The organism is Rhizobium sp. AC27/96 (assembly GCF_001692325.1).
Classification (GTDB): Bacteria; Pseudomonadota; Alphaproteobacteria; order Rhizobiales; family Rhizobiaceae; genus Rhizobium.
The window spans coordinates 1-21,295 of the sequence record NZ_LXKN01000075.1 but is presented as its reverse complement, the minus strand read 5'-3'; the positions used below and the strand labels follow the sequence as shown (position 1 = coordinate 21,295).

Below are 21,295 nucleotides of genomic sequence, written 5' to 3'. Positions count from 1 at the left end.
CATTTCCATAGGAGCGGGAGTTGGCGTGGAGCTTGTGGCGCCCAATTTCGCGGGCGTGCTCTATAGCAAGGAGAGGTTCTTGCTCTCTTCCAGGATCATGTCGTGCAGCAGCCTGGCGCTTGGTGGCATGGCGCGCTCGCGAGCGGTGATGAGGCTGTAGGGCCTGACATCGATATCGAAATCGATCGGCAGAATGCTGGATTCGCCGGCCTGCGACGACTGCCCGCATATGAATTGCGCCATGTCGAGCGCGATGGGGGCGATCGCATCCGTCTTGCACACCACGGCAAGGGTCAGCAGCAAGGATGAGGTATTGACGACGTTTTCCGGCAGCGGCACGCCGGCGGTCAGGAAGATGTCTTCCACCTTGCGGCGGAGCAATGTGCCCGGCGGCTGGAAGACCCAGTCGTAACCGGCGAGGTCCTCTAGGCTTGCAACGCCCTTTGCGAGCAGCGGATGCCCGTTGCGCACCACGAGGCAGGCCTTTTCCACACCGATCTCATGGGCCAGGAAAAGGCGCGGGTCGAGGTCATCGGGGATGCGGCTGATGATGAAATCGTGGCGGGCGGCCAGAAGCTCGCGCGCCAGGACATTGCTGTTCTCGACTTCGATGTTGATCTCGATACCGGGATAGGCGCGCGTCACCCGCTGGATCGCCGGCACGACAAGGCTGATGGCCGGGGCGGTGACGGCGCCGAGGAAGACCGCGCCACCCTTGCCGGTGCGCAAGGCGCCAAGCTCGCGTCCGGCCTCGCGCAACTCCAGCAGGATCTTTCGCGCACGCTTGGCCAGAGCAAGGCCGAAAGGGGTCAGCACGACGCCGCGGGCGACTCGCTCGTAAAGCGGACTTTTGACGATCGACTCCATTTCGGAAAGCATGCGCGAAGCCGCAGGTTGTGACATGTTCATGGTCTCGGCGGCCGCCGAAATCTGTCCGTGATCCTCGATCGTGACGATCATGCGCAGGTGGTTCAGTTTCAGACCGGCTTTCAGCAGCGTGTCGTCGCGAAAATTGTCGGAATGAATCTCAATGCCTTCGCTGAAATAATCGTTATATATTTTCTCCATGACGGCCAATTTTCCCATTCGTCGGCAAAAAAGTACTATTTTTTAACATTATACCAAACCTGGTATATGTTTTGCCAGTTATTCTATTTGACAGTTATACGAAATCGTACGAGTTTGCCGATCGTGCGCTGGTTGCAGATCATAACACGTGAGAGCGTGGAGGAGACCTACTTCGTTTCTCACAATCGGAAGTAAAGCATTCCTTCTACGGAACCTGCCGCAGTTTCGGGCGGGCGTTTTTTCGTCCGCGATATTAACAACAAGGGAGAGAGTAATGAAATCCATTATCTCATTGATGGCCGGCGCTGCGCTCGGCGTCGCTACGCTCGTCACGCCTGCTTTCGCAGCTGACAAGGGCACGGTTGGTATCGCAATGCCGACCAAGGCTTCGGCCCGCTGGATCGATGACGGCAACAACATCGTCAAGCAGCTCCAGGCTGCCGGTTACGGCACCGACCTGCAGTATGGCGATGACGACATTCCGAACCAGCTTTCGCAGATCGAAAACATGGTCACCAAGGGTGACAAGGTTCTCGTCGTCGCTTCGATCGACGGCACGACGCTGTCCGACGTTCTGCAGAAGGCTCATGATGCCGGCATCAAGGTCATTGCCTATGACCGCCTGATCCGCAACAGCGGCAATGTCGACTACTATGCTACCTTCGACAACTTCAAGGTCGGCGTTCTCCAGGCTGGCTCGATCGTCGATGCTCTCGGCCTCAAGGACGGCAAGGGCCCGTTCAACATCGAACTGTTCGGCGGTTCGCCTGACGACAACAACGCCTTCTTCTTCTACGACGGCGCAATGTCGGTTCTGAAGCCTTACATCGACAGCGGCAAGCTCGTCGTAAAGTCTGGCCAGATGGGCATGGACAAGGTCGGCACGCTGCGTTGGGACCCGGCAACGGCCCAGGCTCGTATGGATAACCTCCTCTCGGCCTACTACACCGACGCTCACGTCGACGCCGTTCTGTCTCCTTATGACGGTCTCTCCATCGGTATCCTCTCCTCGCTCAAGGGCGTTGGCTACGGTACCGGCGGCGTGAAGCTGCCTGTCGTCACCGGCCAGGACTCCGAAATTCCTTCGGTCAAGTCCATCATCGCTGGCGAACAGCACTCCACGATCTTCAAGGACACCCGTGACCTCGCAAAGGTCACCGTCGACATGGTCAACGCTCTGATGGAAGGCAAGACGCCTGAAGTCAACGACACCAAGACCTACGACAACGGCGTCAAGGTTGTTCCGTCCTACCTGCTGACCCCGGTCGCAGTTGACAAGACCAACTATGAGAAGATTCTCGTAGAGGGCGGTTACTACAAGGCTGACCAGCTGAAGTAATTTTCCGATATACCGGTCAGGGCTCGCCGAAAAGCGAGCCCTGACTCTGATATTTAAGACGATCGCCCGGTCTGCTATGTTCGGTCGCGGCGTTGGATACAGACAATGGACAATACCATCCTCGAAATGCGGAGCATTACCAAGTCGTTCCCCGGTGTGAACGCTTTGGAAAATGTCAATCTGAAGGTCCGTCAGGGCGAAATTCATGCTTTGGTTGGGGAAAACGGGGCCGGCAAGTCCACCCTGATGAAGGTGCTTTCGGGCGTCTACCCGGCTGGCAGCTATGACGGCGACATTTACTATGACGGCGCGGTCCGCCAGTTCAAGACCATCAAGGACTCCGAAGAAATCGGCATTATCATCATTCACCAGGAGCTGGCGCTCGTGCCGCTGCTGTCGATTGCCGAGAATATTTTCCTGGGCAATGAGGTCGTCGCCAATGGCATGATCAATTGGCAGGAAACCTTCACCCGCACCAAGCAGCTCCTTTCCAAAGTGGGCCTCAAGGAATCTCCGAATACGCTCGTGACCGATATCGGCGTCGGCAAGCAGCAGCTCGTCGAGATCGCCAAGGCCCTGTCGAAGAGCGTCAAGCTGCTCATTCTCGACGAGCCGACGGCATCGCTCAACGAAAGCGATTCCGATGCGCTCCTCAATCTCCTCATCGAGTTCCGCAATCAGGGCATCACCTCGATCATCATCACGCACAAGCTCAACGAAGTGCGCAAGGTGGCTGACGAGATCACGGTGCTGCGCGACGGCAAGACGGTGAAGACGCTGAACTGTCACGAGGAAGAGATCAGCGAAGACATCATCATCCGCAACATGGTGGGCCGCGAGCTGGCCGACCGCTATCCGCCGCGCTCGGTTCCGATCGGCGAGACGATCTTCGAAGTGAAGAACTGGAACGCCTTTCACCAGCAGCATCGCGATCGCCAGATCCTGCACGACATCAACGTCCATGTGCGCAAGGGCGAAGTTGTCGGCATCGCCGGCCTGATGGGGGCGGGACGCACGGAATTCGCCATGAGCGTGTTCGGCAAGTCCTACGGCCACAAGGTCAGCGGCGAAGTCTTCCTCGAAGGCAAGCTTGTCGACACCAGCACCGTGCGCAAGGCGATCGACGCCGGTCTTGCCTATGTGACCGAAGACCGCAAGCAACTCGGTCTCGTCCTGTCGAACAGCATTCTGCACAATACGACGCTTGCCAATCTTCTTGGTGTTTCCAAGGCGACCGTCATCGACGACGTGCGGGAGCTGCAGGTGGCGACGAACTATCGTTCCAAGCTGCGCATTCGCTCGGCGGGCGTCTTCCAGGAGGCGGGCAACCTGTCCGGCGGCAACCAGCAGAAGGTGGTGCTGTCGAAGTGGCTGTTCTCCGATCCGGACGTGCTCATCCTTGATGAGCCCACGCGCGGCATCGACGTCGGCGCAAAATACGAAATCTATTCCATCATCAACCAGCTTGCCGCCGACGGAAAGGGCGTTCTGATGATTTCATCGGAAATGCCCGAGCTTCTCGGCACTTGCGACCGCATCTACGTCATGAACGAGGGTCGCATCGTCGCCGAACTGCCAAAGGCAGAGGCGAGCCAGGAGAGCATCATGCGCGCTATCATGCGCTCAGGGGAGAAGCATCAATGAGTTCGGCCAACCCAGCCACGGAAACAAGCCACGTCGTCTCCGTTGGCGATCATATCCGCAACAATATTCGCGAATACGGCATGTTGATCGCGCTCGTGGTGATCATGCTGTTGTTCCAGTGGCTGACCGGCGGCGTGCTGTTCAGGCCGCAGAACCTGACCAACCTCGTTCTACAGAACTCGTTCATCGTCATCATGGCGCTGGGCATGCTGCTTGTTATCGTGGCGGGACATATCGATCTGTCGGTGGGTTCCGTCGTCGGCTTCGTCGGTGCCGTGGCCGGCGTTCTGGTCGTGCAGATGCACATGAACCTAGCGCTCGCGACGGTCATTTGTCTTCTGATGGGGGCCGCGGTCGGCGCCTGGCATGGATATTTCATCGCCTATCACCGCATTCCGTCGTTCATCGTGACACTGTCAGGCATGCTGGTTTTCCGCGGACTGACCTATGCGATCATCAACACGACCGGCAACGGCAGCAGTATCGGCCCGTTCCCGCCGGCGTTCCAGATCGTCGCGACCGGCTTCATTCCTGACTTTACGGATATGGGTGGCATTCACTCGACGTCGATCTTGCTGACCGTCGCCATCCCGATCGTTATGTTCTTCCTGTCGTGGCGCCGCCGCAGCGTGAACGAGAAGCATGGTATCGATGTCGAGCCGTTCAGCTTCTTTGTCGGCCAGAATCTGGTGGTTGCAGCTGCGGCCATCTTCATCGGCTACCAGATTTCTTCCTATAGAGGCCTGCCGAACGTTCTGATCCTCATGCTGCTGCTGATCGCGCTCTATGCCTTCGCTACGCAGCGCACCACGATCGGCCGTCGCATCTATGCGATGGGCGGCAATGAAAAGGCGACGAAGCTCTCGGGCATCGATACCCGCCGCCTGACGTTCTACACCTTCATCAACATGGGCATTCTTGCCAGCATCGCCGGCATCATCATCGCCACGCGCCTGAATTCGGCAACCGCCAAGGGCGGTGACGGTCTTGAGCTCGACGTGATCGCGGCCTGCTTCATCGGCGGCGCGTCTGCTTCCGGCGGCGTCGGCAAGGTGACGGGTGCCGTCATCGGCGCCTTGATCATGGGTGTCTTGAACCAGGGCATGTCGATCCTCGGCTACCAGACGGATTCGCAGAAGATGATCAAGGGCGCCGTGTTGCTCGCTGCCGTGTTCATCGACGTCTACAATAAGAACAAGGGCTGATCGCTCAAGCGACCGGCCGAAACTTTAAAACCAAATCCATGACAGAGTCCGGCTCTCGCTGAGAGCCGGAACGGTAAACTGCATCCGTTCTCTGTCTGATAGGAAAGGATGAAAGACATGCTCATCTCGCAGATCAAGGGTTCGAACGGCGAGATCGTCGTGGCGGTCCGCAACGGACCAGGCGAAATTGCCAAGGCTGTCGTCAATGGCGGCAGCGTCTACAAGCTTGCCCTGGAAGCCGCCGATAGCGGCAAGTCGCTGGCATCCGTCATCGAGGCGCATGGTCTTGGCGAAGCGATCGATCTGGAAAAGATCTATGCCGAAGGTCGCTTTCTACCGCCGATTACGCATCCGGACGCTGCCCACCTGCATCTGACGGGCACGGGTCTCACGCATCTCGGCTCGGCCGCGACGCGCGACTCCATGCACAAGAAGACCACGGAAGCTGCTGAAGAGACGCTGACCGACTCCATGAAGATGTTCAAGATGGGCATTGAGGGCGGCAAGCCTAAGGACGGTGAGAAGGGCGTGCAGCCGGAATGGTTCTACAAAGGCAACGGCTATGGCGCCGCAGCACCGGGTGCAGCACTGGTATCGCCTTCCTTTGCGCTCGATGGTGGTGAAGAGCCTGAAATGGCCGGTATCTATGTCATCGCCAAGGACGGCTCGCCGTTCCGCATCGGCTTTGCGCTGTCGAACGAATTCTCCGATCACGTTACCGAGCGGATCAACTATCTCTACCTTGCCCATTCCAAGCTGCGCCCGGCAAGCTTCGGTCCGGAAATCCGCATTGGCGCGGCGCCGGAGGATATTCGCGGCAAATCGCGCATCAAGCGCGGCGACAAGGTGATCTTCGAAAAGCCGTTCCTTTCGGGCGAGGCGAACATGTCGCATACCTTCGCAAACCTCGAATACCACCACTTCAAATACGGACTGTTCCGCGCCCCCGGCGATGTACATGTGCATATGTTCGGCACGGCGACGCTCTCCTTTGCCGAGGGGATCAAGCCGGAAGCGGGCGATGTGTTCGAGATCGAAGTCGCGGAGTTCGGCCTGCCGTTGCGCAATCCGCTGGCGGTTGCCGCCGAAGAGGAAGTGGCTGTTCGCCAGCTGTAATTCGTCGAAGCCCGGCCACAGGGATAGGCCGGGCATTTCCAACACGACCCAGGAAGGCATGACGCCATGACCATTCATCAGAATCTGATCGCCGGCGAGTGGACCGGTTCCGCCGGTGCCGAAAACATCAACCCGTCCGACACCAACGAGGTTGTCGGCCTCTATGCCAGCGCCAGCGTGCAGGATGTTGCCGATGCGATTGCTGCCGCCAAGGCCGCATTCCCCGCATGGTCCCGCTCCGGTATTCTCGAGCGTCATTCCATCCTGAGGAAGACCAGCGACGAGATCCTGGCCCGCAAGGACGAACTCGGCGCGCTGCTCGCCCGCGAAGAGGGCAAGACGCTGCCGGAAGCGATCGGCGAGACCATCCGCGCCGCGCAGATCTTCGACTTCTTCGCCGGCGAGGCGCTGCGCCTCGCAGGCGAGGTACTTCCCTCGGTGCGTCCTAACATCGGCGTCGAGATCACCCGCGAGCCGCTCGGCGTCATCGGCATCATCACGCCCTGGAATTTCCCGATCGCCATCCCGGCCTGGAAGATCGCGCCGGCGCTCTGCTACGGCAACACCATCGTCTTCAAGCCGGCCGATCTCGTGCCCGGCTGCTCCTGGGCGATCGTCGATATCCTCCATCGCGCCGGCCTGCCGAAGGGCGTGCTGAACCTCGTCATGGGCAAGGGCTCGGTCGTCGGCCAGGCGATGCTCGATAGCCCGGTTCTGTCGGGTCTCACCTTCACCGGCTCGGTCGGCACGGGAAAACACGTCGCACTGTCTTCCGTCGAGCATGGCCGCAAGTACCAGCTCGAAATGGGCGGCAAGAACCCGATGGTCGTGCTTGACGATGCCGACCTGACGGTGGCTGTCGAGGCGGCTGCCAACTCCGCCTTCTTCTCGACCGGCCAGCGCTGCACGGCCTCGTCGCGCCTGATCGTGACCGAGGGCATTCACGACAGGTTCGTGGCGGCGCTGACGGAGAGACTGAAGACGCTCAACGTCGACAATGCCATGAAGTCGGGCACCCATATCGGCCCGGTCGTCGATGCCAAGCAGCTGAAGACCGACACCGACTATATCGAGATCGGCAAACAGGAAGGCGCCAGGCTTGCCTTCGGCGGCGAGCTCATCAGCCGCGACACGCCCGGCTTCTACCTGCAGCCGACGCTCTTCACCGAAGCGACGAACGAGATGCGCATCAGCCGCGAAGAGATCTTCGGACCGGTTGCCTCCGTCATCCGCGTCAGGGATTACGACGAGGCGCTCGCTGTCGCCAACGACACGCCGTTCGGCTTGTCTTCCGGCATTGCCACGACGAGCCTGAAGCATGCGACGCATTTCAAGCGCAATGCGGAAGCGGGCATGGTGATGGTCAACCTGCCGACGGCCGGTGTCGACTTCCACGTGCCATTCGGCGGCCGCAAGGGCTCGTCCTTCGGTCCGCGCGAGCAGGGCAAATATGCCGCCGAATTCTTCACCACCGTCAAGACCGCCTACACGCTGGCCTGACGATCGACTTTCAAGGCCCGGGCGCGACGAGGCGGCCCGGGCGACGCAAAAGGTACCTGAGACTATGAAAAAGAAAGCTGAATGGCCGCGCAAGCTGCGATCCTACGACTGGTTCGGCGGCACTGGCAAGAACGCGATCATGCACCGCTCCTGGATGAAGAACCAGGGTCTGCCGGCCGATACGTTCGACGGCCGTCCGATTATCGGCATCTGTAATACCTGGTCGGAGCTTACGCCCTGCAACGCGCATCTGCGCGATCTTGCAGAGCGCGTGAAGCGCGGCGTTTATGAAGCGGGCGGTTTCCCCGTCGAATTCCCGGTCTTCTCCGTCGGCGAAAGCACGCTGCGCCCGACGGCCATGATGTTCCGCAACCTCGCGGCCATGGACGTCGAAGAAGCGATCCGCGGCAATCCGGTCGATGGCGTCGTGCTGCTCGGTGGCTGCGACAAGACCACGCCGAGCCTGCTGATGGGCGCTGCCTCCGTCGATATCCCCGTCATTCTCGTCTCCGGCGGTCCGATGCTGAACGGCAAGTGGCGCGGCAAGGATGTCGGTTCGGGCACGGCGATCTGGCAGTTCTCGGAAATGGTCAAGTCCGGTGAGATGTCGCTGGACGAGTTCATGGATGCGGAGCAGGGCATGGCCCGTTCTGCCGGCAGCTGTATGACCATGGGTACGGCCTCGACCATGGCGTCGATGGCCGAAGCTCTCGGCATGACTTTGCCGGGCAATGCCGCCATCCCGGCCGTCGATGCGCGCCGTCGCGTCATCTCGCAGCTGTCAGGCCGCCGCATCGTCGACATGGTCAAGGAAGATTTGAAGCCCTCTGACATCCTGACCAAGGAAGCCTTCGAGAACGCCATCCGCGTCAATGGCGCCGTCGGCGGCTCCACAAATGCCGTGCTGCACCTCCTCGCGCTTGCCGGCCGCATCGGCGTCGATCTTTCGCTCGATGATTGGGATCGCCTCGGCCGCGAAGTGCCGACGATCGTCAACCTGCAGCCCTCGGGCAAGCACCTGATGGAAGAGTTCTACTATGCCGGCGGCCTGCCCGTCGTCATCAAGGCTGTGGGAGAGATGGGCCTGCTGCACAAGGATGCGATCACCGTGACAGGCGAAAGCATCTGGGCCGGCGTCAAGGATGTCGTCAACTACAATGACGACGTCATCGTTCCCAGAGAGAAGGCGCTGACCCAGTCGGGCGGTATTGCGGTCCTGCGCGGCAATCTCGCGCCAAAGGGTGCTGTGTTGAAGCCGTCAGCTGCTTCGCCGCATCTGATGCAGCACAAGGGCCGCGCCGTGGTCTTTGAGAGCATCGAGGACTATCACGCCCGCATCAACCGTGACGATCTCGATATCGACGAGAACTGCATCATGGTTCTCAAATATTGCGGCCCGAAGGGTTATCCGGGCATGGCCGAAGTCGGCAATATGGGTCTGCCGCCGAAGGTGCTGAAGAAGGGGATCACCGACATGATCCGCATTTCCGATGCACGCATGTCGGGCACCGCCTACGGCACCGTCATCTTGCACACCGCTCCGGAAGCCGCCGATGGCGGACCGCTGGCGCTCGTCCAGAACGGGGACATCATCGCTGTCGACGTTCCAGCCCGCACGATCCAGCTCGAGATCTCGGACGAGGAAATGGCCAAGCGCCGCGCGGCCTGGGTTTCCCCGGTCAAGCCGCTCAATGGCGGTTACGGCGGTCTCTACGTGAAGTCGGTCATGCAGGCCGACACCGGCGCCGACCTCGACTTCCTCGTCGGCCCGCGCGGCTCGGAAATCCCGAACAATCGCGACAGCCACTGAGATTGACGTCTGGAATTTTAGAGGGGCGGGACGGAAATTCCGCCCCTTTATCGTGCGCGAATATCTCTTGCTCGAGAAATTGATCGCATGGCTTCGAACGTTGCGTTTGTTTTTTGCAGCGGCAAGCGTCTGGCACTTCAGAGTCATTGATTTTGTTGCAAAGACCGGGATTTTCCAACTGTCTGTCGGTGGCGTGCCGTAGCATCACGATGCGCCAAAAATCCACTTCTATTCACTTCCACGGTAATTGCCGCGTGATATAGTCGCCCGCGCGAGGGGGTAGTCTTTGTGTAGTCGGAGACTATCATGGGCATGCAAGTCAAAACGCGCTTGGTTTTGAGCGCGATACTGAGCCTATGCGCTCTGCTGGCATATCTTGGCCCGGCACCAGCCGGCGCGCAGGACGCGGGCCAATCAATCTTGCCGACCAAGGAATGGCTGACGTCCACGCCGGAAGAGCAGGGTATGGACTCGGCGGCTCTTGCCAAACTCGTCGCCTATGGCGCGCGCAACAGCTTCGACAGCCTCCTCGTCGTACGTCACGGGCGGATTGTCACCGAGGCCTATTACGCTCCCTACACCGGCGATATCTCGCACAACCTGTTCTCTTCGACGAAAGCGATCACTGCCACCCTTCTCGGGATGGTCTATAAGGATGGCCGGCTCGATAGCCTCGATCATCCGGTGCTGGATTTCTTCTCCGATCGCCAGATCGCGAATGTCGACGACCGGAAGAAAGCCATCACGGTCCAGAATCTTTTGGACATGACCCCCGGGCTCGATTGGGACCAGGGGTTCGAAGGCGGCAAGCAGCAGACGATGTTCGACCTGGCGCGAAGCTCCAACTGGACCCAGTTCATTCTCGATCGTCCCATGGCGCACGCGCCGGGAGAGGTTTTTAACTATAGCAACGGCAACCCGGATATTATTTCGGCAGTTATCACCAGGCTGACCGGCAAGCCCGCCGAGGACTATGCGAGGGAAAGGCTTTTTGCGCCGTTGGGCATTGTTGACTGGCATTGGGAGCGCGATCCCCAGGGCCTCTCAAAAGGCGAGGGGATGCTTTATCTGCTGCCGCGCGACATGGCGAAGATCGGCTACTTGTATCTGCGGCATGGCGAATGGGAAGGAAAGCAACTGCTTCCATCGGGCTGGGCGGATATTCTGGATCACAGGCTTGTCAATGTGCATGCGTCGGACGATCCCAACGAAAGCTATACGAATTTCATTTGGGTCTTTCCCGACAGGCACGCCTATATGGCGAATGGCAAGAATGGCCAGTTGATCATGGTGTTTCCGGATCTGGATGCCGTGGTGGTGACCACCGCTAGAAAGCAGGTTGACTACAAGGCCCTCATCAATGCGGTTTCACGCGCGGCCAAGTCCGATGTGGCGCTATCGTCGAACCCGGGTGCCGCGGCGCAGCTTGCCAATGTCATCGGAGACGTTGCCGTCGAAAAACCGACGCCCGTCAACCCAACGCCCGAGATCGCAGCCGGGATCTCCGGAAAGACCTACGCATTGTCGGAAAATGCGTTTGGTTTGAAGTCGTTCATGCTCGATCTGGCGCAGCCTCACCCGCATTTCGATGTCGAGTTCTCGTTGTACTATCCCGCTGGCTCATCGGTCAGGTACAGCTTTCCGATCGGACTGGATGGATTTTATCGCAAAGGGCCGCCGAAGTCCTCCGAACCTGCCATTGGCCACATCACCGAAGCCAAGGGAACATGGCTCGATGCACAGACCTTCGTCATCGACGTGCCGATTTTGGGATATGGCGAGCAACAAAAACTCGTCCTGACGTTTAATGGCAGGAAGCTGCATTTTCTGCGCACCGTCGCTGTGGGTGAGGGCGAGGATATATCAGTGGATGGCGAGCAGGTAGCCAACTAGGCGTCCGGTTGGCGGCGATGGTGTTTAAGACGGGCTAGTTTGCCCGAGGCGTGGCTCGGTCCCTGCCAGTAGCCGCCGGATGTTGGCGTGGTGGCGTGCAACCACGTAGACGCCGCCGGCAATCACCAGCAGGCGATAGGGCAACGGCTGATCCAAGGCGCAGATGAGGGCAATCGCGGTCAACGCCGCGAGGATCGAACCAAGGGAAACAATCCGGAAAATAGCCAGCATCACGCCAAAAACCGCAAGTGCACCCAAACCGACAGGCCAGGATATAGCCAGCACCACGCCGAGCCCGGTTGCGACGGATTTTCCGCCTTTGAAATTCAGCCAGATCGGACGGCTATGCCCCAGCAACACGGCGAGCCCGGCCAGACAAACAGCCCAAGGCACCCAGATTTGCAGATCGAGCGCTGGTGGTAGCGTGGCTGACGGCGATGCAGAGAACCAAGGATAAAACCAACGGGCAAAGACAACCGCCGCGGCGCCTTTCAACACATCCACCAGGAGAACCACCAGGGCAGGCCATTTCCCCAGGGTCCGCAGTACGTTGGTTGCCCCTGTAGATCTCGATCCATGTTCCCGGATATCGATGCCCTTGAGCAGCCTACCAGCCAGATAGCCGGTGGGGATGGAGCCTAAGAGGTAGGCGATTGCCAACCCAAAAACACTCGCGATCCAGAAAAGCATGGGAACCACCTCGGCGTTCTATCTGCAGACAACGATCACTTAAGCGTCCACGTCGCCGACGGCCATTCTGCTTTTTGTCGTGTCACGGTCGAAGCCTGAAGTTTTCCCTGCTCGCGAACTTCGCTGGCAATCAGCTTTGACTCTGAGTCTGGCTCTGCCCCTGGTTTGCGACCGTCACCTTGACCGAAAGACTTTCGCCGGGCAGGCCGACTCGCATGCCGGAGACAGGGGCGGCGTCGCGGTAGCAGAGGCCGGTGGCGATGCGGACGTAGCGCTCGTCGGGACAGACGTCATTGGCAGGGTCGAAGCCGACCCAGCCGAGGCCCGGAATATGGGCTTCGGCCCAGGCGTGGGTGGCGGCCTGCTCGTTCTTGCCTTCCATCATCAGATAGCCGGAGACGTAGCGCGCCGGAATGCGCAATGCGCGGGCGGCGGCGATGAAGATATGGGCGTGGTCCTGGCAGACGCCACTCTTCTTTTCCAGCGCTTGTTCGGCTGTTGTTTCCGTGTCGCTGGTGCCGGGCCTGTATTCCACCGTCTGATGGATAGCGCTCATCAGCGCGTGCATTCTGCCGAGTTCATTGTCTCCGGAGACACCACGCAGCATCTCCTTCGTCAGCTTGCCGGCCTTGGTGCGTGGCGTATCCCGCAGGAAGAGCCAGAGCGGGCCGAAGCCGCTGTGCAGGCCGGTGACGCCGTTGAGATCCTGCGTTTCGATCTCGCCGGTGGCGACGATCCGGGTCGAATCCTGTTCGCCATCGAGCGAGACGAGCGTCACGCGGTTGGCGAACTGGTCGTCGTACTCGACTTCCGGACGGGCGCCCTCGACCGTGAGTTTCCAGTCGAGAACGGTCTGGCCGGCGCCGGTCAGCGGCGTCAGGCGCAGGCGCTGCAGCGAGAATTGCGACGGTTCATCGTAGCGATATTCGGTGATGTGGCTGATCGTCAGTTTCATGATGTCGCCCGCTTACTGATAGAACCGGTAGCCGTCGGAAATTTCCGCGCCGAGCTTGTTGTTGCGCAGGACGAAATCCTCCAGGAATTCATGCAGGCCCTGATCCATGATGTTCTTGATCGTGAGCTTCTGCAGCATCTGGCGAATGGCTTCCGCCGTATCGTGCGCCGGCAGCCGCTTCTCGTAATCGGCGGTCAGAAAGGTGATGTTGCCGACGATCTTCTCATAACAATAGGCCAGTGAACGTGGCATCTGACCGTTGAGGATCAGGAAGTCGGCGATGTTGGCCGGCGTATATTCGGGATCGTAGGCCCACTTGTAAGCCCGGTGCGCCGAGACCGATCGCAGGATCGATTCCCATTGGGCGTTGTCGAGCGATGAGCCGACATAGGAGACGGACGGCAGCAGGACGTAATATTTCACGTCGAGGATGCGGGCCGTATTGTCGGCGCGCTCGATGAAGGTGCCCATGCGGGCGAAGTTATAGAGCTCGTTGCGCAGCATCGAGCCGTGAAAGGCGCCACGGATCAACCCGGCACGGCGCTTGATGACGTCGATCATCTCGGGCAGTTCCGCGGTTTTCAGGCGCTTGCCGAGCATCGCCTTCAGCTCGATCCAGCATTCGTTGGTCGCTTCCCAGGTGTCGCGGGTCAGCGCCGTGCGCACCATGCGGGCATTGTTGCGGCCATATTCGATGCAGGACATGACGCTCGACGGATTGGAGCGATCACGCATCAGGTAATCGATCGCATCCGCTCCTGTGAGCTTGCCGTGCACTTCGTCATAGGTGTCGCGCACGCCGGCGCTTTGCAGCACGCCGTCCCAATCGTCATCCACCGCGTCGCTGCGCGTCAGCGACATGCGCTGACCGGCGTCGACGAGGCGGGCTATGTTTTCTGCTCGCTCGATGTAACGGAACATCCAGTAGAGGCCATTGGCGGTTCTTCCAAGCATGTCCGTCTCAGTCCTCCAGAACCCAGGTGTCTTTGGTGCCGCCGCCCTGGCTGGAATTGACCACCAGCGAGCCTTCCTTCAAGGCTACGCGGGTCAGGCCACCGGGGATGATCCGCACCTTGTCGGAGACCAGCACATAGGGGCGCAGGTCGACATGGCGTGGCGCGATGCCCTTGTTGACGAGGATCGGGACGGTCGACAGCGACAGTGTCGGCTGAGCGATGTAGTTGTTCGGCCTGCTCTTCAGCTTCTCGGCAAATTCCGTCCGCTCGCGCTTCGAGGCGGTTGGTCCCACAAGCATGCCATAGCCGCCGGAGCCATGGACTTCCTTGACGACGAGATCGGCGAGGTTGTCCAGCACATATTTCAGGCTGTCGGGCTCCGAACAGCGCCAGGTCGGCACATTCTCGAGGATCGGCTTGCGTCCGGTGTAGAATTCGACGATCTCCGGCATGTAGGAATAGATCGCCTTGTCGTCGGAAATGCCGGTGCCCGGCGCATTGGCGATGGTGATATGGCCGGCGCGATAGACATCCATGATGCCGGGGATGCCGAGTGCGGAATCCGCGCGGAAGGTGAGGGGATCGAGGAAATCGTCGTCGACGCGGCGATAGAGCACGTCGATGGCCTCGTAGCCGCGCGTGGTGCGCATCTTCACCTTGCCGTCGATGACGCGCAGATCCGAGCCTTCCACCAGTTCCACGCCCATCATGTCGGCGAGGAAGGAGTGCTCGTAATAGGCAGAATTGTAGATGCCTGGCGTCAGGACGGCGACGCGCGGCTTGCCCTTGCAGCCGGGAGGGGCGAGCGAGGCGAGGCTCTGGCGCAGCTGCAACGGATAGTCCTCGACCCGCCGCACCTTGTTCTGGTGGAACAGCTCCGGGAACATCTGCATCATCGTTTCGCGGTTTTCCAGCATATAGCTGACACCGGACGGCGTGCGGGCATTGTCCTCGAGCACGTAGAACTGGTCTTCGCCGGTGCGCACGATGTCGGTGCCGACGATATGGGTATAGACGCCGCCCGGAGGACGAAAGCCGATCATCTCGGGCAGGAAGGCATCATTCCGCTCGATCAGCTCGCGCGGAAGACGGCCGGCGCGGATGATTTCCTGCTTGTGATAGATGTCATAGAGGAAAGCGTTGAGGGCGATGACCCGCTGTTCGATGCCCTGGGCGAGCTTGCGCCATTCGCTGCCTGATATGATGCGGGGGATGATGTCGAAGGGGATGAGCTTTTCGGAGGAGTCTGCGTGTCCGTAGACCGCGAAGGTAATGCCCGTTTTTCGGAAGATGTTTTCCGCATCTCGGGATTTGGCAATGAGGTGGCCTCTATCCTGGCCGGAGTACCACTCGAAGTATTTCTCGTAAGGTTCGCGCGGACTTTCATCCGCAGTAATCATTTCATCAAATGCCAAAGGCGCGGTCCCCGTGTTTTTACCCATTTGAATACAACGGTTTTTACAATGCAAGAAGTATGCGCAGTTGGCGGTACGAATTTCACTGCGCCGGAAAATGCCGGATTTGCAGGCATTTAAGATTAACGCAATTGTTGTTGGCCGGTTATTGCCGCAATGTGCGGATCAAAATTTGAGCATCTGCTTCTTTTGCGGTCCGGCTACTTCACTGGTACCGGAAGCTCCAGCATAGGGAGCGGTGGTTCGCCGCCCGGTGAAGAAAAATTGATGGCTGCTTTCAGCAGATGGATTTTGACCGTGCCGTCGCCATCGGCTATCAGCCTTCTGCCCCTCCGCGCGACATTCCGAGTTCGATCCCGATTCCGGCTCCGACGCGCCAAACACATATCGGTCCGCTTTCCATGTCCCTCGATAAACTCGCGCCGGCGATCTTCGTCCTTCTCTGGTCCACCGGCTGGATCGTCGCCAAATATGCCTCGCAGCATTCTGGGCCGTTCACCTTTCTGATGATCCGCTACAGCCTGTCGGCTCTGGCATTCGTCATGCTCTGTTCGTTCACGGGTGCGCGGTGGCCGCGCGATTGGTCGAGCGTGTTTCGGGCCATCTATTCCGGCATCTTCCTGCACGGCATCTATCTGGCCGGTCTCTGGTGGGCGATCGCCCAGGGCGTGCCGGCCGGAATTTCCGGCATCATCGCAGCCCTGCAGCCGCTGATGACCGCGATGGCGGCGCCGTTCCTCGTCAACGAACGCCTACAACCCATCCAGCGCGTCGGTCTGCTGCTCGGCTTTGTCGGCATCGCGATCGCCATCTCGCCAAAACTGCTGACGTCGGGGACCGCCGATCTCTGGCAGGCCGCGGTTCCGCTCGTCGTCAACCTGCTGGCGATGGTATCGGTGACCTATGGTACGCTTTACCAGAAGCGACACCTGCAGACTGGCGATCTCAGGACCATCGCGACACTGCAATATGTCGGCGCGCTGATCGTTACCGTGCCGCTGGCCTTCATATTCGAAGGATTGCGTTTCGATGGCACGCAGACGGCAATCCTCTCGCTTCTCTGGTCGGTCTTCGGCCTGTCGATGGGTGCGGTCGGTCTGTTGCTTTATCTGATCCGCCGTGGACAGGTCTCGCGGGCGGCATCGCTGATCTACCTGATGCCACCCGCCGTCGCCATCGAAGCAGCGATTGCCTTCGGCGAACCGCTGACGCTGCCGATCATCATCGGCACGGCGGTCGTGGTGCTTGGCGTCTATCTCACCAATCGGCGCACGGCGGATATCGTGCCGGAATAGGGTGTCATCATGAAATGAAAAAAGGGGGCCAATCGGCCCCCCTTCTGTTTTATCGTACAGCTTTTATCTTATTAGGCACGTTCGCGACGCTGGCCGCCATTGCCGGGGCCGCGGCGCTTCATGCCGCCGTTGCCGCGATCGTTGCGCTGTTCGCCCTGGGCGTTCTGGCCACGGTCTTCATGGCGACCCGTGGGGCGGCCGTGAGCGTGACGAGGGCCGCGCTGACCGGCTTCATGGGCTGCGCCATTGGCGTTCGCCGGACCGCTGTGATGCGGCTTCTTGGCCGGACGGAAATCCGAGGTCGAAGCGAGGTCGTTGTCCACTTCCGGACGCGGCGTGCGTTCGTCGCGGCGCTGACCACGGAAGTCGGCATTGCGGTTGTTTTCGCGCTGCGGACGGCGCTCCTGGCGCTCGCCGTTGTGAGCGCGGCCTTCGCCGGCTTCACCTTCGCGGTGAGGACGACGGGCCGGGCGAGCCGGGCGGCCTTCCGCACGTCCCTGGCCTGCGCCACCACGACCCTGGCCCTGACCGCCACGGCCTTGACCGCCGCCACGGTTGTTACCACGGGTCGGACGGGCGCGATCGGCAGGAGCTTCGCCGCTGGCGACGGCAATTTCGATGCCCATCAGGCGCTCGATGTCGCGCAGCAGGCGAATTTCGTCCGGAGCGCAGAAGGCGATGGCGATGCCGTCGCGGCCGGCGCGCGCGGTGCGGCCGATACGATGGACGTAGGCATCCGGCACCTCAGGCAGGTCGTAGTTGTAGACATGCGAAACGCCGGGGATGTCGATGCCACGAGCGGCGACGTCGGTGGCGACGAGAACGCGGATTTCGCCGTCACGGAAGCCCTTGAGGGCTCGTTCGCGCTGACCCTGGCTCTTGTTGCCGTGGATGGAGGCGGCGGCAAAGCCGACGTGCTCGAGATGCTTCATCAGCTTCTCGGCGCCGTGCTTGGTGCGCAGGAACACCATGGCGCGGCCATCCGGATTGGCGGAGATCGTTTCTTTCAGGATCTCGGTCTTGTGGTTCTGGCCGGACACGAAGTGGACATACTGCTCCACCTTGTCGGCAGCCTTGCCGGGAGGCGAGACTTCGACCTTGACCGGGTTGGTCAGGTAGTCGGCGGCGAGATCGGCGATCGCCTTCGGCATTGTGGCCGAGAACAGCATGGTCTGGCGCTTGGCCGGGACCATCTTCGAGATCTTGCGCAGATCGTGGATGAAGCCGAGGTCGAGCATCTGGTCGGCTTCGTCGAGGACGAGGTAGCTGACCTGGCCGAGCGACAGGGCGCGGCGGCTGATGAGGTCGAGCAGACGGCCTGGGGTGGCGACGAGAATGTCGGTGCCGCGCTCAAGCTGCAGTTGCTGCTTGTTGATCGAGGCGCCGCCGACCACGACGTTGATCCGGAGCGCCGTCTTGCGGACGAAGAGCTTCAGGTTGTCGGCGATCTGGTTCACCAGTTCGCGGGTCGGCGCGAGGATGAGCGTGCGGACGGTGCGGTTGTCCGGGCGCTTGGCGTCCTTCAACAGCATTTCGATGATCGGCAGGCCGAAAGCGGCCGTCTTGCCAGTGCCGGTCTGGGCGAGGCCGACGAGATCGCGGCCCTGGAGAACAAGCGGAATAGCCTGCGCCTGGATCGGCGTCGGGGTGGAGAAGTTGTTCTGCGACAGCGTATCGACGATCTGCTTGGAAAGACCAAGCGAGTGAAAATCGGTCAATTCAATACCTTTCGGGGGCGCCAAAGCAAATAGGCCGGATCGCACCATGCGGTCCGGTCTGTCTCTGGCGTCAAGAACCCCGCGTGAAGTGGGAACTTGTAAGTTGGAAAAAGCTTTCCAGCGCATCTGACCGCCTTGGGTGCGGTCTCGTTATATAAAGCGCTTTTGTCCCTCTCTTGCGTACGTCTAAGTCCCGCAGGGCACGCTCACGCGGCGGCCGGAAGGTGAAAGCTGAGGCGCATTTGGTCTTATTCGCGACCAAAGTCAAGGGGTGGCGGGTGCTTTCCTTCATAGATGTGCATATGCCGCCGGAAATCCGGCGGCATCCTTGATCCCGAAATTTCGGAAGGCGGGTTGCCGCGCTCTAAACTCTAGCGGCAGACCTCGACACGATATGGGCGACCCCAGCCATCGTGACGCCATGCCCAGTAGCAGCTCGGATAGGGGCGCACATAGACGCGCTCATAGGCGGGGCCGGCATAATAAGCGGGGTATGCAGGGTAATAGGCCGGGTATGCCGGCCTTACTGCTTCGGCCGCGAGCGCGCCGCCGACAATACCGGCAGCAAGGCCGCCGAAGATGGCGCCGCGCTCGGAGGCGGCGGCATTGTTGGTGGTTACGGCGGCAGCGCTGCCGAGTGTCAGCGCGATCAAGCCGGCCGTTGTTAAACTACGAAGCACAGACATTGACATCCCTTTCCCAAACACTGGCTTCCCAGCCGAAGCCGAGCCTCACGGTGCGCGGGAATCGGGGCGAACTCGCGGCTAAAAAGAGGGCCGCAACATTAAATTTCGTTCATGATCAAATGAGGTAAGCTTTTGATTTCCCTTTAGAAATCCGTAGGAACTCCGCCCTCTTTCTTGCGCCTGGCGACAAAGGCGTCGAGCTCTTCCTCGACTGCGGGATCAAGTGGCGGCTGTTCGTAACGCGCAAGCGTTTCCTTGAAGATGCGGTTGGCATGATCGTAGGTTGTGGGCCGCCCTGCCTCTGTCCAGGTCTCGTAATTTCGCCAGTCGGAGAGGATCGGTGAATAGAAGGCGGTCTCGTAGCGCGCGAGCGTATGCGCGGTGCCGAAATAATGCCCTCCCGGGCCGACATCGCGCACGGCGTCGAGCGCCAGGGCATCCTGGCTCACATCCAGCGGCTTCAGGAATTCAGCGACCATCTGCAGCATGTCGACATCGAGGATGAACTTCTCGAAGGAGGCGGTGAGGCCCCCTTCGCTCCAGCCGGCCGCATGCAGCACGAAATTGCCGCCGCCCTGGGTCATGGCCCAGAGAGAAAGCGCCGATTCGTAGGCCGCCTGCGCGTCGAGCGTGTTGGAGGCATTGGTGTTGGAAGTCCGGTAAGGGATGCCATAGCGGCGGGCGAGCTGGCCGCCGCAGATAACGGCCTTCATATATTCCGGCGTGCCGAAAGCCGGTGCTCCCGTCTTCATATCGACATTCGAGGTGAAGCCGCCATACATGACCGGCGCGCCCTTGCGCACCATTTGGGTGAAGGCGATGCCGCACAGCGCCTCGGCATTTTGCTGCACCACCGCGCCGGCGATCGTCACCGGCGCCATGGCTCCCGCCAGTGTGAAGGGCGTGACGACGACGACCTGGTTTCGCGACGACATCTCGATGATGCCCTGCAGCATCGGCCCGTCCAGGCGCAACGGCGAGGAGGAGTTGATGATGGTGAAGAGCGAGGGCTCGCGCTCCATCTGCTCCATGCTGATGCCGCGGCCGATGCGAGCGATCTCGATCGCGTCGAGATTACGCTGCTGGCCGAGCGAATAGCAATGGAACGCCTTGTCCGTGAGTTTCACGATGTCGGAGAGGCAGTCGAGATGGCGCACCGAGGCATGGATATCGATCGGTTCGACGGGGTAGCCGCCGGTCATGTGGATGACGTCGAAGGACTGGGCAAGCTTGATCAGCTTGCGGAAATCTTCCTGATTGCCCGCTCTTCTGCCGCCTTCGCGATCGGCGACGAAGGGGGCGGAGGCGACCTGGGCGAAGACGAGATTGCGGCCGCCGATCTCGACATTTCTAAGGGGATTACGGGCGTGCAGGGTGAAGGTCGAGGGAGCGGAGGCGATCAACTCCATGATCATGTTGCGGTCGAAGCGGACGCGCTCCTTGCCCGGCGTGACATCGGCGCCGGCCGCCTTCATGCGCTCGCGCGCTTCCGGCAGGATGATATCCATGCCGATTTCTTCGAGAATGGTCAGCGACGCATTGTGAATATCATCAAGGGCTTCGGGCGACAGAAGCTCCGTGTGGGAGAGGTTATTGACCAGGTTCAGATACTTCGCACTGCTCGGCTTGCGGCTGCGCTCTGCGCCTCGTCCCCCGGCGCGCCGACGTCGTTCGGCCGGTACCGCCGCTGTTTCCAGTTCGCCCAGGGCCAGGTTTCCTTCGTCGCTCATCGCACTCACTCCCGATTATCCGCTGGAGGATTCTTGGCAGAGATCGAGCGCGAATACCGTCGTCGTTTGCGACCAAGACATGACCGTTATAGGATAGTCCGTAGTCTGAACGCGACGCTGCGGGGTTGGTTAATCATGGTTACAATGTCAGCCCAGGAGAGCTGATCCATGGTTTCTGTGTTGATTTCCGCTGAGATCTGATCCGGGGAGATGCGGACGAAAACTTGGACGACCAGGAGGTAGTTCATGTATTCCCATGCAGACAGACTTCGCGC

16 protein-coding genes are annotated in these 21,295 nt (G+C 60.3%); 8 read left to right on the top strand and 8 right to left on the bottom strand.

Annotated features, from left to right (window positions below):
• Positions 1-60 precede the first annotated feature (60 nt).
• Positions 61-1,068, bottom strand: a complete 1,008-nt coding sequence (locus A6U86_RS33540; protein ID WP_068401742.1) for a LysR family transcriptional regulator — start codon at positions 1,066-1,068, stop codon at positions 61-63.
• A gap of 274 nt (positions 1,069-1,342) precedes the next feature.
• Here A6U86_RS33540 and chvE point away from each other — a divergent pair, with 274 nt between their 5' ends.
• From chvE to A6U86_RS33505, 7 genes are all read left to right on the top strand, one after another.
• A complete protein-coding gene (gene chvE / locus A6U86_RS33535) occupies positions 1,343-2,407 on the top strand; it encodes a multiple monosaccharide ABC transporter substrate-binding protein (RefSeq protein WP_068401271.1) in 1,065 nt (354 codons plus the stop codon).
• Positions 2,408-2,512: 105 nt separating this feature from the next.
• Positions 2,513-4,051, top strand: a complete 1,539-nt coding sequence (mmsA, locus tag A6U86_RS33530) for a multiple monosaccharide ABC transporter ATP-binding protein (RefSeq protein WP_068401268.1) — start codon at positions 2,513-2,515, stop codon at positions 4,049-4,051.
• Positions 4,048-5,256, top strand: coding sequence for a multiple monosaccharide ABC transporter permease (gene mmsB / locus A6U86_RS33525; protein WP_068401265.1), 1,209 nt, complete (start codon positions 4,048-4,050; stop codon positions 5,254-5,256). The genes mmsA and mmsB overlap by 4 nt, the downstream gene beginning before the upstream one ends.
• A 117-nt stretch (positions 5,257-5,373) precedes the next feature.
• The gene (gene araD1, locus A6U86_RS33520; RefSeq protein ID WP_068401739.1) at positions 5,374-6,372 is read left to right on the top strand and encodes an AraD1 family protein; all 999 of its coding nucleotides are present in this window, start codon (positions 5,374-5,376) and stop codon (positions 6,370-6,372) included.
• A 66-nt stretch (positions 6,373-6,438) separates the two neighbouring features.
• Positions 6,439-7,872 carry an aldehyde dehydrogenase family protein gene (locus A6U86_RS33515; protein WP_068401262.1) on the top strand — a complete coding sequence of 478 codons (1,434 nt, stop codon included), beginning with the start codon at positions 6,439-6,441 and terminating at the stop codon, positions 7,870-7,872.
• A gap of 64 nt (positions 7,873-7,936) precedes the next feature.
• Positions 7,937-9,682, top strand: coding sequence for an L-arabinonate dehydratase (gene araD / locus A6U86_RS33510; RefSeq protein ID WP_068401259.1), 1,746 nt, complete (start codon positions 7,937-7,939; stop codon positions 9,680-9,682).
• A gap of 306 nt (positions 9,683-9,988) precedes the next feature.
• Entirely contained in the window at positions 9,989-11,575 is a 1,587-nt protein-coding gene (locus A6U86_RS33505) for a serine hydrolase (protein WP_244510150.1), read from the top strand.
• 24 nt (positions 11,576-11,599) lie between these two features.
• Here the strand turns inward: A6U86_RS33505 and plsY are convergent, their stop codons facing one another.
• The 4 genes from plsY to A6U86_RS33485 all read right to left on the bottom strand — a co-directional run bounded on the left by plsY (position 11,600) and on the right by A6U86_RS33485 (position 15,591).
• A complete protein-coding gene (gene plsY / locus A6U86_RS33500) occupies positions 11,600-12,265 on the bottom strand; it encodes a glycerol-3-phosphate 1-O-acyltransferase PlsY (RefSeq protein ID WP_068401255.1) in 666 nt (221 codons plus the stop codon).
• Positions 12,266-12,395: 130 nt separating this feature from the next.
• Positions 12,396-13,220: a transglutaminase family protein gene (locus A6U86_RS33495; RefSeq protein ID WP_068401252.1), complete on the bottom strand. Its 825-nt coding sequence runs from the start codon at positions 13,218-13,220 to the stop codon at positions 12,396-12,398.
• A gap of 12 nt (positions 13,221-13,232) precedes the next feature.
• A complete protein-coding gene (locus A6U86_RS33490; protein WP_068401249.1) occupies positions 13,233-14,174 on the bottom strand; it encodes an alpha-E domain-containing protein in 942 nt (313 codons plus the stop codon).
• A gap of 7 nt (positions 14,175-14,181) precedes the next feature.
• Positions 14,182-15,591: a circularly permuted type 2 ATP-grasp protein gene (locus A6U86_RS33485; protein ID WP_068401246.1), complete on the bottom strand. Its 1,410-nt coding sequence runs from the start codon at positions 15,589-15,591 to the stop codon at positions 14,182-14,184.
• Between the two features lie 401 nt (positions 15,592-15,992).
• Between A6U86_RS33485 and A6U86_RS33480 the strand changes: the two genes are divergently transcribed.
• Positions 15,993-16,886 carry a DMT family transporter gene (locus A6U86_RS33480; protein ID WP_068401733.1) on the top strand — a complete coding sequence of 298 codons (894 nt, stop codon included), beginning with the start codon at positions 15,993-15,995 and terminating at the stop codon, positions 16,884-16,886.
• 71 nt (positions 16,887-16,957) lie between these two features.
• Here A6U86_RS33480 and A6U86_RS33475 read toward each other — a convergent pair whose 3' ends face one another.
• The 3 genes from A6U86_RS33475 to A6U86_RS33465 form a co-directional block, all read right to left on the bottom strand.
• On the bottom strand, positions 16,958-18,652 hold the full coding sequence (locus A6U86_RS33475; protein ID WP_068401243.1) for a DEAD/DEAH box helicase: 1,695 nt from the start codon (positions 18,650-18,652) through the stop codon (positions 16,958-16,960).
• A gap of 323 nt (positions 18,653-18,975) precedes the next feature.
• Positions 18,976-19,290 carry a hypothetical protein gene (locus A6U86_RS33470; protein ID WP_068401240.1) on the bottom strand — a complete coding sequence of 105 codons (315 nt, stop codon included), beginning with the start codon at positions 19,288-19,290 and terminating at the stop codon, positions 18,976-18,978.
• 143 nt (positions 19,291-19,433) lie between these two features.
• Entirely contained in the window at positions 19,434-21,020 is a 1,587-nt protein-coding gene (locus A6U86_RS33465) for a trimethylamine methyltransferase family protein (protein WP_068401237.1), read from the bottom strand.
• Between the last annotated feature and the right edge of the window lie 275 nt (positions 21,021-21,295).

Excerpts from the sequence above, each read along its gene's own strand:
- A6U86_RS33490 (WP_068401249.1), bottom strand. The coding sequence starts at position 14,174 with ATGCTTGGAAGAACCGCCAATGGCCTCTACTGGATGTTCCGTTACATC.
- A6U86_RS33465 (WP_068401237.1), bottom strand. The coding sequence starts at position 21,020 with ATGAGCGACGAAGGAAACCTGGCCCTGGGCGAACTGGAAACAGCGGCG.
- araD (WP_068401259.1), top strand. The coding sequence starts at position 7,937 with ATGAAAAAGAAAGCTGAATGGCCGCGCAAGCTGCGATCCTACGACTGG.
- A6U86_RS33505 (WP_244510150.1), top strand. The coding sequence starts at position 9,989 with ATGGGCATGCAAGTCAAAACGCGCTTGGTTTTGAGCGCGATACTGAGC.
- mmsA (WP_068401268.1), top strand. The coding sequence starts at position 2,513 with ATGGACAATACCATCCTCGAAATGCGGAGCATTACCAAGTCGTTCCCC.
- chvE (WP_068401271.1), top strand. The coding sequence starts at position 1,343 with ATGAAATCCATTATCTCATTGATGGCCGGCGCTGCGCTCGGCGTCGCT.
- mmsB (WP_068401265.1), top strand. The coding sequence starts at position 4,048 with ATGAGTTCGGCCAACCCAGCCACGGAAACAAGCCACGTCGTCTCCGTT.
- A6U86_RS33540 (WP_068401742.1), bottom strand. The coding sequence starts at position 1,068 with ATGGAGAAAATATATAACGATTATTTCAGCGAAGGCATTGAGATTCAT.
- A6U86_RS33515 (WP_068401262.1), top strand. The coding sequence starts at position 6,439 with ATGACCATTCATCAGAATCTGATCGCCGGCGAGTGGACCGGTTCCGCC.
- araD1 (WP_068401739.1), top strand. The coding sequence starts at position 5,374 with ATGCTCATCTCGCAGATCAAGGGTTCGAACGGCGAGATCGTCGTGGCG.
- A6U86_RS33475 (WP_068401243.1), bottom strand. The coding sequence starts at position 18,652 with ATGGTGCGATCCGGCCTATTTGCTTTGGCGCCCCCGAAAGGTATTGAA.
- A6U86_RS33495 (WP_068401252.1), bottom strand. The coding sequence starts at position 13,220 with ATGAAACTGACGATCAGCCACATCACCGAATATCGCTACGATGAACCG.
- A6U86_RS33480 (WP_068401733.1), top strand. The coding sequence starts at position 15,993 with ATGTCCCTCGATAAACTCGCGCCGGCGATCTTCGTCCTTCTCTGGTCC.
- A6U86_RS33470 (WP_068401240.1), bottom strand. The coding sequence starts at position 19,290 with ATGTCTGTGCTTCGTAGTTTAACAACGGCCGGCTTGATCGCGCTGACA.
- plsY (WP_068401255.1), bottom strand. The coding sequence starts at position 12,265 with ATGCTTTTCTGGATCGCGAGTGTTTTTGGGTTGGCAATCGCCTACCTC.